This window comes from Flavobacterium sp. KBS0721 (assembly GCF_002007065.3).
Taxonomy (GTDB): Bacteria; Bacteroidota; Bacteroidia; order Flavobacteriales; family Flavobacteriaceae; genus Flavobacterium; species Flavobacterium piscis.
Window position 1 is genome coordinate 120,132 of record NZ_CP042170.1, and the last position, 12,728, is coordinate 132,859.

At 32.5% G+C, this 12,728-nt stretch carries 13 protein-coding genes and 1 pseudogene; 7 read left to right on the forward strand and 7 right to left on the reverse strand.

What is annotated here, in order from left to right:
- Positions 1-120: 120 nt before the first annotated feature.
- Complete coding sequence (locus B0M43_RS00610) at positions 121-636, forward strand: hypothetical protein (protein ID WP_065451088.1); 516 nt, start codon at positions 121-123, stop codon at positions 634-636.
- A 138-nt stretch (positions 637-774) separates the two neighbouring features.
- On the opposite strand, the gene B0M43_RS00615 is transcribed toward B0M43_RS00610, so the two are convergent.
- Positions 775-1,434: an alpha/beta fold hydrolase gene (locus B0M43_RS00615; RefSeq protein WP_078005830.1), complete on the reverse strand. Its 660-nt coding sequence runs from the start codon at positions 1,432-1,434 to the stop codon at positions 775-777.
- A gap of 291 nt (positions 1,435-1,725) precedes the next feature.
- Here B0M43_RS00615 and B0M43_RS00620 point away from each other — a divergent pair, with 291 nt between their 5' ends.
- Positions 1,726-2,037 (forward strand): GNAT family N-acetyltransferase, encoded by a 312-nt coding sequence (locus B0M43_RS00620; RefSeq protein WP_228520454.1) that lies wholly within the window; start codon positions 1,726-1,728, stop codon positions 2,035-2,037.
- 26 nt (positions 2,038-2,063) lie between these two features.
- Here the strand turns inward: B0M43_RS00620 and B0M43_RS00625 are convergent.
- A pseudogene (locus B0M43_RS00625) lies at positions 2,064-2,242 on the reverse strand (anion permease); the annotation flags it as partial.
- Between the two features lie 121 nt (positions 2,243-2,363).
- Between B0M43_RS00625 and B0M43_RS24600 the strand changes: the two are divergent.
- A complete protein-coding gene (locus B0M43_RS24600) occupies positions 2,364-2,798 on the forward strand; it encodes a transposase (RefSeq protein WP_210418026.1) in 435 nt (144 codons plus the stop codon).
- The gene (locus B0M43_RS00630) at positions 2,798-3,664 is read left to right on the forward strand and encodes an IS3 family transposase (protein ID WP_210418029.1); all 867 of its coding nucleotides are present in this window, start codon (positions 2,798-2,800) and stop codon (positions 3,662-3,664) included. Before B0M43_RS24600 ends, B0M43_RS00630 begins: the two co-directional genes overlap by 1 nt.
- Positions 3,665-3,737: 73 nt before the next feature.
- Here B0M43_RS00630 and B0M43_RS00635 read toward each other — a convergent pair whose 3' ends face one another.
- The 3 genes from B0M43_RS00635 to B0M43_RS00645 form a co-directional block, all read right to left on the reverse strand.
- Entirely contained in the window at positions 3,738-5,306 is a 1,569-nt protein-coding gene (locus B0M43_RS00635; RefSeq protein ID WP_210418041.1) for an anaerobic C4-dicarboxylate transporter, read from the reverse strand.
- Between the two features lie 64 nt (positions 5,307-5,370).
- Entirely contained in the window at positions 5,371-6,525 is a 1,155-nt protein-coding gene (locus B0M43_RS00640) for a porin (RefSeq protein ID WP_078005831.1), read from the reverse strand.
- 212 nt (positions 6,526-6,737) lie between these two features.
- The gene (locus tag B0M43_RS00645) at positions 6,738-8,372 is read right to left on the reverse strand and encodes an ABC-F family ATP-binding cassette domain-containing protein (protein ID WP_065451085.1); all 1,635 of its coding nucleotides are present in this window, start codon (positions 8,370-8,372) and stop codon (positions 6,738-6,740) included.
- A 200-nt stretch (positions 8,373-8,572) separates the two neighbouring features.
- On the opposite strand from B0M43_RS00645, the gene B0M43_RS00650 reads away from it, so the two are divergent.
- A complete protein-coding gene (locus tag B0M43_RS00650) occupies positions 8,573-9,016 on the forward strand; it encodes a PepSY-like domain-containing protein (RefSeq protein ID WP_078005832.1) in 444 nt (147 codons plus the stop codon).
- An 87-nt stretch (positions 9,017-9,103) separates the two neighbouring features.
- On the opposite strand, the gene B0M43_RS00655 is transcribed toward B0M43_RS00650, so the two are convergent.
- A complete protein-coding gene (locus B0M43_RS00655) occupies positions 9,104-10,279 on the reverse strand; it encodes a GlmU family protein (RefSeq protein ID WP_065451083.1) in 1,176 nt (391 codons plus the stop codon).
- A 272-nt stretch (positions 10,280-10,551) separates the two neighbouring features.
- Positions 10,552-10,806, reverse strand: a complete 255-nt coding sequence (locus tag B0M43_RS00660) for a type B 50S ribosomal protein L31 (protein WP_029272307.1) — start codon at positions 10,804-10,806, stop codon at positions 10,552-10,554.
- 245 nt (positions 10,807-11,051) lie between these two features.
- Here B0M43_RS00660 and B0M43_RS00665 point away from each other — a divergent pair, with 245 nt between their 5' ends.
- Both B0M43_RS00665 and B0M43_RS00670 read left to right on the forward strand, forming a co-directional pair.
- On the forward strand, positions 11,052-11,585 hold the full coding sequence (locus tag B0M43_RS00665) for a DUF4199 domain-containing protein (RefSeq protein ID WP_065451082.1): 534 nt from the start codon (positions 11,052-11,054) through the stop codon (positions 11,583-11,585).
- Positions 11,586-11,603: 18 nt separating this feature from the next.
- Positions 11,604-12,560, forward strand: coding sequence for a glycosyltransferase family 2 protein (locus B0M43_RS00670; RefSeq protein WP_065451081.1), 957 nt, complete (start codon positions 11,604-11,606; stop codon positions 12,558-12,560).
- The last annotated feature ends 168 nt before the right edge of the window (positions 12,561-12,728 follow it).

The window sequence follows — 12,728 nt, forward strand, 5'->3', positions numbered from 1 at the left end:
GAATATCGTTATTCTAAAACCGAGTGCAAATATACAAAGACTTTTTTTTCTGGCAAGTACTTTAATAAAAATATTTTTAATTCATTTTACTATATTTGCAATCACAAATATACATCTATTATGTTTCACAAGAATATTAAACTTATTTTGGCCGGACTTCTTGTAGTTGCTGGCGTTTGGCAATTTACTGAAAGTAATATCGGGAACGGAATCTTCCTTATATTATTAACGGCAATTCCGATTTTTCTTTACTTTAAAAATGAATTTATCCTTTTAGCTTTCCTTAAATTAAGAAAACAAGACTTCGAAGGTGCTAAAAAATGGCTGGCATACATCAAAAACCCGGAAGCTGCTTTAGTAAGAAAACAACAAGGATACTTTAATTACCTACACGGAATCATGTTATCTCAAACAAATATCAACCAGGCCGAGAAACATTTCAAAAAAGCTATCGAGCTTGGACTATCAATGGATATGGATTTAGCCGTAGCAAAATTAAACCTTGCCGGAGTTGCAATGTCACGCCGCAGAAAGCTTGAAGCAACTAATTTATTAAACGAAGCTAAGAAATTAGACAAACAAGGAATGCTGAAAGAGCAAATCACAATGATGAAAGATCAAATGAAGAAAATCTAAAATTGCTGAAATTCCAAATATTTAAAATCCCAAATTCCAATTAATGGTATTTGGGATTTTTTTTGTTGCTTTTTATTTTTTCAAAATATTATGAATATTGGAATTTGGAATTTAAAAAATTTGGGATTTTAAAGATTTCTAATCTTCCAAGATGATCGAAGGCAAATTCTCATTCAGCCATTTGTATTTATTCAGGATCATAATATGGGTTCCTCCTTTTACGACAATACAGCTGTTGATATATTTTATAGGAAAAACATCATCATGATCACCATGAATATGAATCACTTTGGGATCAATTTCATTTCTGTCCCATAAAATAACTGATTCTACCGCCCATTGTAAATACTTAAGGTCACGAACCGCTAAAAACTTCTCGTACAGTTTAATTCGCTTATTGATTTTTTCTCCAAAGGAATATTTTGCCAGATTTTCGATATTCAAAATCAGCTTCATCGGAATCAGCTTGTAGGCTTTTGTAGTTTTACCAATTTTCATTCTTCTAGGAAATTCGACATTACTTCTCACACTCGAAATAATAATTACTTTTCGTACTTCGATATGTTTTGCAATTTCCTGAACCAGAATTCCTCCAAACGAAACTCCAATCAAAACCGGATTCTCATGTTTAATGTTTTTAGAAATTCTAAGCGCATAATCAGATAAAGATTCTTTTGACTGCGGAATCTCCCATTCTAATAAACATACTTCAAAAACAGATTCATCTAATTTGATTCTTTCAAAAATAGCAGGACTAGCTGCCAGACCAGGCATAAAGTATACGGGAATTTTACTCATTTTAACAGAAACAGATTATGGTTACAGCTTTTAATTTCAAGCTAAAATTACTTTTTTTAGTGATATGCACTGCAAATCTTACACCATAATTAATTTAAACAAAATAAAATAACAAAAACCGCACGCAACCCAAGCCTTTACAGGACTATCAAAAAATAATTTTATATTGAAAATCAAATGATTACCTTTGTAGTCATTATAATCAATATCAAAAGATCTTTCCAGGATTTTTTAAACAATACTATTAACGTTCTTTTTCTATTATTTTTTTAATTCAATCCCCAAAAAAACATGACTAATATGGAACCTATTGAAACTATGGAAATCAAAGACAATACTTTTGCAAGACAATTTGAAACCATAGTCCCTGAAGGATTACTTTCTGTTGAATATTCATTTCAGGAAAAGAAAATCTTTCTAACCAAAATCAACTCACCAGAAGGTTTTGACAATCAAGCATTAATTGATGTAGTACTTAAAAACATCATGGAACTTATTATCGAAAAGAAATTCAGATTAATGCCTATTCATCCCAGAATTGTATTATTTATCAAAAAAAACCCTCAGTACAAGGAATTACTTCCTCCCGGAATTAGAATTTAATTTTAAAAATAGCCAATAAGTCATAGTCATAATCCACCGATAACCATGCAAATAAGAAGCATTGTTAATCGGTGATTAATCTTTTGACCCACGAGCTTTTTAAATCTATATAGCCGCTCCCAAAGAAAACAGGTGCCGGCCCGTGACCATAATGCGTTAAAGTTCTGTAAAGAGACCCTACTAAACCAAGCATAAAAGCAAATAGGAAAAATCACTAAATACAAGCTTTACTATTTTCTCGAAAAAAAAAGCACAAGATCTCTCTTGTGCTTTTTTAGAATTAAAACTGTCTTGTCCTGAAATAGCGATACACAAAAAGTATCATTATGGAAAAAGATCAAGAATTGCGCTATGTTAAGCGTACACAGAAAGATTACAGTATGTCTTTAAAACTTCAAATTGTTCAAGAAATAGAACAGGGAAAAACCTCAATTTCTCAAGTTAAGAAAGATTATGCTATTCAATCACGTTCAACAATTGTTCAATGGCTTCGAAAATTCGGTAACTTTGATTGGGACAATCAAACACCTTCTCTTATGCAAAAATCTCCTGAACAGAAAATAATGGAACTTGAAGCCAAAGTGAAGTTATTGGAAAAACAAAGAGCATTTTTAGAACAGCAGGCTTTCGTTGCTGATAAAAAAGCTATTATTTTCGATATGATGATTGATATAGCAGAAAAAGAATATCAAATTGACATTCGAAAAAACTCACCACCCGAACAATCGACCATTTTAAAAAAGAACAACAACAAACAATAATGTTTGCCTGTACTTTGTTCGGGATTGACAGACAGGTTTACTATCGTCGAGTAAAAAAAAGTTGCGATAAGAAGCTTTTGGCTTCAAAAGTTGTTAATATGGTTTTGGAAATTAGAAATACAATGCCTCGAATTGGAGCAAGAAAATTGTATTATCTTTTAAAAAGCGAGTTGAATCAACTTAAAATAGGCCGAGATAAATTTATAGATATACTTAGAGCAAATCATTTATTGATAATATCAAAACGTTCTTACCATATAACAACAAACTCTCATCATAGATTTAGAAAACATCAAAATCAAATATTAGAGTTAGAGATTTGTAGACCAGAGCAAGTCTGGGTATCAGATATAACCTATATTGGAAAAAGAAAGAATCCATGTTATTTAAGTCTAATAACTGACGCTTACTCTAAAAGAATAATGGGTTTTAATGTGGCAGATAATATGAATGCTCATAGTAGTTTAACAGCTTTAAAAAATGCAATAAAAAAACGCAGAGATAAAGGCAAAACATTAATACATCATTCAGATAGAGGAATACAATATTGTTCTGATGAATATCAAAAACTATTACATAAAAACAATATAAAATGTAGTATGACCCAAAACTCTGATCCCTATGAGAATGCAGTAGCTGAGAGAATAAATGGAATTTTAAAACAAGAATTTAATATTGATAAGTTTAATCTAAAACTTGCTGTAATGAAGGTTTTAGTGAAAAATGCAATTGATATTTATAATAACAAAAGACCACATTACTCTAATTATATGCTCACTCCAAGTCAAATGCACCAACAAAGTGTAGTAAAGATGAGAACTTATAAAAGAAAAACACCTGCAATAAAAAATATTACAGGTGTCTAATTAAATATATTTGTCTAATAATCTGTATCGATTATTTAGGACTAGTCAAACCTTTAAATAATAATAATTAATCTTATAACAGTTCTACCAATCCAAAACCTACAATAACTGCTGTCCAGACTGCAATCATACCCGGAATCATAAAACTATGATTCAATATCCACGAACCTGCCTTAGTAGTTCCTGATCTGTCAAAATTGATTGCTGCCAAATCACTTGGATAAAAACAGAAGAAGAAATAGGCATATGACGCCGGAATACAAGCTATCAATACCGGCGTTGGAATTCCTAAAGAAATTCCCAAAGGCATAATAACCAACAATGTCGCTGCCTGACTTTTTAGAAAAGCAGAAGCGCAAAACATAGCCAGAGCAAATGTCCACGGATGTGCCGTAACCGTTTCGCTAATGAGTGACAAAATATAGGGTTTGTTATTTTCTATCACTGTATCGCTCATCCAGGCAATACCAAAAATCATAATAGCCGCGACCATACCTGCATTGAAAACTTTTGTATCGGAAATACTTTTTGCCGATATTTTTGTAGCAAAAAGTATGATTGCACCAACCGCCAACATTACAAATTGCAGTACTATACTCATTTTTAAAGAATTCCCTTCTTTATCTAATGGAAGTATGGCTTCGGGAAAAATAGCAATAATTACAATTCCTAAAATTCCAAGCAGGAACAGCGCTAAAGCAGTTTTAGATTTTTTTCCGAATTTGTTAGTTTGTTCTTCCAGATCTCCAAAAATATATTTTCGTTGTTCTTCATCTTTTATTTTTTCCTGAAAAACAGGATCGTTTTCCAGATCTTTTCCTCTTTTCAAACTCCAAAGTGCTGCAAGAAGCAAACCGGCAAGACCGGACGGAATTGTAATTTTTAGAATATCGATAAGACTTACATGTAAATTGGCCGCTGCAAAAATTCCAACCAACGCTGCTGCAGCTGCAGAAATTGGACTCGCCGTAATTCCTAACTGACTACAAATTGCAGCCATTGCCATTGGGCGTTCCGGACGAATTTTATTCTTAATCGAAACATCGTAAATAACTGGCAATAATGGATAAACTGCATGTCCCGTACCTACCAGCATGGTAAGAGTAAAACTTGTTAATGGCGCTAAAAACACAATTTTATTTGGATTCTTACGAAGCAATTTTTCAGCATAACTTACAATTAAATTTAATGCTCCTGTCGCTTCTAACGATGATGATGTTGTCACTACTGCCAGAATAATCAGCATTACCTCTACTGGAGGTTTTCCCGGTTCTACTCCATATAAAAATACTAATAAGGTAACTCCTAAACCTCCCAGCATTCCCAAGGCAATACCTCCATATTTTATTCCGAAATAAATAATTACCAGAAGCAAGACTAATTGACTCCAAAACAAGAACGGAGCGTTTGCCGGTATTGCTTTTTCGGAATCAGTTGAAGCATTTTTAACGGTTTCATTTTGTGCCTTTGAAGGTGTTGCAATCTCTTTTTGAACAGTTATTTTTGAATTTGAAGGAACTGAAACCTGAGCTATAGCTTGCTCTGCAACAATATCTTTTTTGTTTGTGCTATTGGCAAAAGAAGGATTCATTCCTGCAATTGCAAAGAAGAGACAAAGTACTATTTTGATACTTGTTTTCATTTTTATTTTAAATTATTGATTAGTTAATATTTGTTTAGCCATACACTACGCAGGAGTTTTATTTCTAGAAAAATCTTCCTTGAAATTGTATGATAAATAAGTTGTTATCGTATGCCGTAGTATTAGCGACGTTTCGTTTATAATTATCGAATTGCATTCCCATTTCGATACGTCCCGTGTACCCTTTTCCAAATTCCAGACCTGCCATTGGCGTATAAGTCTGTCTTGCATTTGAATTGATTTTAAAACTTCTGTCAAAATATTCATAACGACATGAAAATTCTATAGCGGTTAATTTTTGATATTGAATTTCATATCTCAAATTGGGCAGGAAGTATGCCCCACGCATTTCGTAATCATTAATATTTCCTGTTCTGGATTCTGCAGCTAAAGAATAATATAAGTAGTGATTTATTCCTTGTTTGCCTTCAAGCTGCGTTTGTAATATTAGTTTATCCGCCAATTTAAAATCAGCTGTAAAATCTAAGGCAACTGCAAAAACTTTGGTATTAAAAACTTCCCCAAAACCACCATTAATACCAAAATTGATATTATGTTTTTTATTCAACTCGAAAGCAAAACGCGAAGAGTATTGTTTGCCATCATCTTTATCAGATGCCTGATTTCTCCCATTTCCGTTTACAGCAGAAAATGCATAACTAACGGGAAGCTTTCCTAAATTAAACCCTCCAAATACAGAAGCTCCCATTTGAAAACTTGCCCATCCATTATTACCAAACTCTGTATATTGATTAGAATAATCGAATGATTTAAGAATATCGGCAGGATTTAGTTCCTCAAGTCCAAAAGCGGGTCTAAACTGACCTGCCATAATACCAATGTTTTTATTAAAAATATACCTTGCAAAGGCATTTTCAAGAATCTTGTTTTTAGGATCTGATTTTACGTCTGCAAAATTTGCCAGAACAACAATATCAAATCCATCACTTAATTTTGTTGTAAGCCCAAGACGCATTCTTTTTATATCGAATGTATCTTCGACTCCTTCACCATCTAAATGCTGCAGTCCGGTTGCAGCATCTATTCCTTTCGTAAAGCCACTTAAGTAACGGCCCTGAAAAAGCCCCTGTACTTTAAATTGAGGATATTTTACTTCTGTTTGAGCATGAGAATCTATAGTTTGCCCACTCAAGAAAAAGGGAAATAAAAAGATTAGAAGTATAATCTTTTTGGAGAAAAATTTATTTAAAAGGTTCATAATAAAAGTTTAGATTTATTTTATTTTTATAAAAATCAAGCTATGAATAACCCATTTTTACTCCATTAAAATTATCTAATCCTTAAAGTTACGTTTGTGATTTATATCATGTTTTTAACATTTATTTAATAAATCGTTTTTCCATATTTTTTCATAAAAAAAAGGCGTTAGAATTAACTAACGCCCTTTATATTATTATATTTTTAACTAGTTTACTTCTCTATCTCTCTCATAGAATCCATTTTTTTATGAGCAAGAAAACCTGCTACATCTTCAAAATGCTCTTTTACACGTTTGTTTCCAAATTCAAAAACTTTAGTCGCTAATCCGTCAAGGAAATCACGGTCGTGAGAAACCAAAATTAAAGTTCCGTCGAAGTCACGTAAAGCATCTTTGATAATGTCTTTGGTTTTCATGTCAAGGTGATTTGAAGGCTCATCCAGAATCAATAAGTTAACTGGTTCAAGCAATAATTTAATCATTGCCAAACGCGTTTTTTCTCCTCCGGAAAGTACTTTTACTTTTTTAGTAATATCATCTCCCTGAAACATAAATGCTCCCAAAATATTTTTAATCTGCGTTCTAACATCTCCAACAGCAATATTATCAATCGTTTCAAAAATTGTTGCATTTTCATCCAATAATGAAGCTTGGTTTTGAGCGAAATATCCAATTTGAGAATTATGTCCAATTTCAACACTTCCTTCATCAATACCAATTTCTTTCATGATTGCTTTAATCATGGTCGATTTTCCTTCACCATTTTTACCTACAAAAGCTACTTTTTCACCTCGTTCGATCACAATATTAGCATCTTTAAAAACAACATGATCTCCATATGATTTAGAAAGTTCTTTTACCACTACAGGATATTGGCCTGAACGTGCCGCCGGAGGAAATTTTAATTTTAATGCAGAATTATCTACTTCATCAACTTGTACGATCACCAACTTTTCAAGCATTTTAACACGAGACTGAACAGCATCTGTTTTAGAGAATGTTCCTTTAAAACGGTCGATAAAAGCTCTGTTATCAGCAATCATTTTTTGCTGCTCATCATAGGCTTTTTGCTGGTGTACACGACGATCTTTTCTTAATTCCAGGTAATGAGAATATTTAGCTTTATAATCGTATATCCTTCCCATTGTCACTTCGATAGTACGATTGGTAATATTATCGACAAACGCTCTATCGTGCGAAATTACAACAACCGCTTTTGCTGAATTGATCAGGAATTCTTCCAGCCACTGAATACTTTCAATATCCATGTGGTTGGTTGGCTCATCCAGTAAAATTAAGTCCGGTTTTTGCAATAAAATTTTAGCCAATTCAATTCTCATTCTCCATCCTCCGGAAAATTCTGAAGTCTGACGAGCAAAATCTTCACGCTCAAAACCTAAACCTACTAAAATCTTCTCCACTTCAGCTTCGTAATTCACTTCTTCGATTGCATAAAATTTTTCGCTTAAGTCAGAAACTCTTTCGATCAATTTCATGTAAGCATCACTTTCGTAATCTGTACGAACGGTTAATTGTTCGTTGATTTCATCTATTTCAGCTTTCATTTTAAAAATTTCACCAAAAGCTTTAGATGCTTCTTCCATCACAGTCGAACCATCTTTGGTCAATAAATGCTGAGGCAAGTAAGCAATAACCGCTTCTTTTGGAGCCGAAATACTTCCTGTAGAAGGTTTACTCTGACCTGCAATTATTTTTAAAAGTGTCGATTTTCCCGCACCATTTTTACCCATAAGGGCAATTTTATCATTTTCATTTATAGCAAAAGAAACATCGCTAAATAGTGTAGTTCCACCAAACTGAACCGAAATATCGTTAACTGTAATCATTGAGATTTTTAGATTTTTAGACTGCTTAGATTTTTAGACTTCTCAGCAAGTATTTTTTTAAAAGCGCAAAGATAGATTAATTAGACTATTAGACAATATTATTTAAACCACAGCGCGCTCCATTTTTTAATATTACACCAATATTCCTACATCTTTAAAAATTTAGCCTTATCTTGTATTAGAATTAAAATCAGCAAAATATGAGAACGAAATTAAACGTGGTAGCCAGCCTAATTGCAGGATTACTGTTTGGATTTTCTGCAAATGCACAAAAAGCCGTCATTAAAAAAGAAGCCTTACCCGCAAATGCGCAAACTTTTTTAAAGGCTCACTTTGGATCTAAAAAGCCAAGCTATATATTAGAAGATAAAGAAATCCTTTCTACAGAATATAAAGTACAGTTTGACAATAAAATTGAAATAGAATTTGATAAAAAAGGAAACTGGAAAGAAGTTGACGGTAATGGAGATAAAATTCCTTCCTCTGTTATCCCGAAAAAAATTGCTTCGTACGTAAAAACTAATTTTCCTAAAGAGAAGATAACGAAAATAGAAATAGGAACTTTTGGTTACGAAACAAAACTGACAAACGGTTTAGAATTAAAATTTAACTTAAAAGGAGATTTTACTAAACTTGATAATTAGTAATTAATTTAAAACATACAAACCCAACGAGTTTTAAAAACTTGTCGGGTTTGCTATATTGTCTAATTGACTAATTATCTCATTAAATTAATCCTTTCTCCATTTTTTAGTTTCCTCAAAAATGTGTTCTAAAATTGCAGATTCTGTTTCGTCGAAATCTATATTTCGTCTTCCCATCACTAATTTTGCAGTTTCGAAAGCTTTCTTGGTTACATAAGTAGTAAAACCTCCTGCACCTCCCCATGAAAAACTAGGAACAAAATTACGAGGAAAACCACTCCCGAAAATATTGGTACTTACTCCTACTACAGTCCCGGTATTAAACATGGTATTGATTCCGCACTTACTATGATCTCCCATCATTAAACCACAAAATTGAAGCCCGGTTTTCGCAAAGCCTTCGGTTTCGTAACTCCATAACTTTACTTCTTCGTAGTTGTTTTTCAGGTTTGAATTGTTACTGTCTGCGCCAATATTACACCATTCTCCCAAAACTGAATCACCTAAAAACCCGTCGTGTCCTTTGTTTGAATTAGCAAAAAGAATCGAATTTTTAACCTCTCCGCCTATTCTTGATCCCGGACCCACTGTTGTAGCGCCATACACTTTGGCATTTAGTTTTACCTGAGCATTTTCGCATAAAGCAAAAGGACCACGAATTACGGTTCCTTCCATAATTTCGGCATTCTTACCTATATATATAGGTCCTGTTGAAGCATTCAGCGTAACAAACTCTAACTTTGCTCCTTCTTCGATAAATACATTCTCGGGCGCAATAACATTAACACTTTTTGGGATAGGCTGTGATTTTCTGTCTTCGGTTAGATAAATAAAATCTTCACGAATGGCTGCATCGTTTTTAGAAAAAATATCCCATGTATGTTCTACAGTCAGAGCATCTCCGTTATATTGAATGATTTCGTAAGCATCAAAATCTACTTCTTCCTGATTTTCTGTTGTAAAAAAAGCGATAACATCATCTCCTTTAAAGATTGCCTGATTTTCTTTTAAATCAGAAACCAGTTCTGCAAGCGTATCATTTGGTAAATATGCCGCATTGATCATTACATTTTCTTCCATTTCCACCATCGGAAATTTAGTTGACAAGTATTCTTCGGTAATAGTTGTAATGGTCGAACCTAAACGTGCTTCCCATTTTTGACGAATCGTCATGATTCCTATTAGTATATCAGCAACAGGCCTTGTAAAAGTAAAAGGTAGTAAAGCATTCCGGACGGGACCGTCAAAAAGAATGTAATTCATAAATATAAAATTTGTACTTGTTAAAATCTTGATTTGGTTATCGAGATCAAAGTTACAAATATTTATGCGTTTTCATTAAATGTGTTTCTGTTCAAAATGGAGAAATATTTTTTTTTCGCCACGAATTCACGAATTTATCTAATTTTAAACTATTATTTTTTCTCTTTAACTCCCAGATATTCAAACAAATTGGTGGCTATTATTTATCCAAAAATAATTGCATAAAAAAAGCCTCCCAAATTGGAAGGCTTTTGTATAAGTAAAAACAGTTATTAGTTTTTAACGTGTTTTGCATATTTAGTTTTAAATTTATCAATACGTCCTGCAGTATCGATAAGTTTAGATTTACCAGTATAAAAAGGGTGAGATGTTCTAGAAATCTCCATTTTTACAACTGGATACTCAACTCCGTCAACTTCAATTGTTTCTTTTGTATCTGCAGTAGATTTAGTGATAAAAACTTCGTCATTTGACATGTCTTTAAATGCAACTAATCTGTAATTTTCTGGGTGAATTCCTTTTTTCATCTTTTCTTTTATTTTATTGTTTAGAGCATTTTTATTTTGAAGCTTTTTCATGGTTAGAAAAAGGTGTAAACAAAGGATACTCTTTTTTTGTTTAAAACTTTTAATTATTTGAGTTTGCAAATTTACAATTCTTTTTTAATCTACAAATGTTTATCCCACTTTTTTTTAGTTAAATTCAAAAAGCTTTTTTATCTCTCATATATTGGGAATTGCTATATTTGTGGATTAATTAAACTAATAATTATATGGATAAAAATATATCTCCTGCCAAGTCGGGAACTATGTACGGTCTTTTGTTCGGTGTTATAATGGTTTTAGAGTTTGTCATTATGTATGTAATTGGCATGAAATCATTAGTAAACTCAAGTGTTGGAGTAATTGTAAATATAGCCAACTATTTAGTTCTGCCTCTTATTTTTATATACTTAGGTTGCAATCATTATAAGAAGGATATCAACAATGGATTCATATCTTTTTCTGAATGTTTAAAAACAGGAGTTTCAATTACTGTTATTGCAGGCTTGGTATATGCCATATTTAGTGTAATTTTTAATTTGATATTTCCTGAATTCATAAATGAAATGCTGGAAATTTCTAAAGAAGGAATGATAACTCAAAATCCTAATATAACATCACAAGAATTAGAAATGGGACTTAGCATGGTTAAAAAATTCATGAACCCATTAATTGTTCTTCCAGTAACACTTGTCATGTATTCATTAATTGGATTAATATATTCTCTAATTATTGGAGCAATAGTAAAGAATGACAAACCTTAAGTCTATAATAAAATATAAATGAATTTATCTATACTTATACCGCTTCTTAATGAAGAGGAATCACTTAAAGAACTCTATTCGTGGATTATTAAAGTGATGCAATCTAACAATTACTCTTATGAAATCATTTTTGTAGATGATGGAAGTACAGATAATTCTTGGAATATTATTGAAAGTTTTTCTAACGAAAACCCTAATGTAAAAGGAATTCGTTTCATGAAAAACTTTGGAAAATCGCAGGCCCTACATGCTGGTTTTGCAAAAGCGCAAGGTGACGTTATTATTACAATGGATGCCGATTTACAGGATAGTCCGGATGAGATTCCGGGATTATACGAAATGATCACCGCTCAGAAGTTTGATTTGGTCTCAGGATGGAAAAAGAAACGTTACGACTCTGTTGTGGCAAAAAATCTTCCTTCTAAACTTTTCAACTGGGCGGCGAGAAAGACTTCGGGAGTTGAATTGAATGATTTCAATTGCGGATTAAAAGCTTACAAAAATACAGTTGTAAAGAATATTGAAGTTTCGGGCGAAATGCACCGATATATTCCTGTTTTGGCCAAAAATGCCGGTTTTAATAAAATTGGCGAAAAAGTAGTGATTCACCAGGCTCGTAAATATGGCGAAACCAAATTTGGAATGGAACGTTTTATAAACGGTTTCCTGGATTTAATTACAATTTGGTTCTTGTCAAGATTCGGAAAAAGACCAATGCACCTATTTGGCGCGATGGGATCGGTAATGTTTATTATCGGTTTTTTATCTGCCGCATATATTGGTATTTCTAAATTATACCATATGTATAACGGAATGAAATATAGCCTCGTAACTAGTAATCCCTGGTTTTTTATCGCCTTAACAACCATGATTCTGGGAACTCAATTATTTCTTGCAGGTTTTCTTGGGGAGATTATTTTGAGAACTAAAAGCAACGAAGCACGTTACAAAGTAGCCCGAGAGGTTAATTTTTAACATGAAGCCCTAGCCTTGATTACTTCACTATACTTCTATTTTTATTGGAGTTCAGTGAATTTCATTTGAAGGGAAAAATCCTTTTTTTGTTGTTTTTTCTACAACAAAAAAGATTGGAATGATAGCAGGATTAGCTCCTGAAAATTATTATTATTTTAAATTAAATAT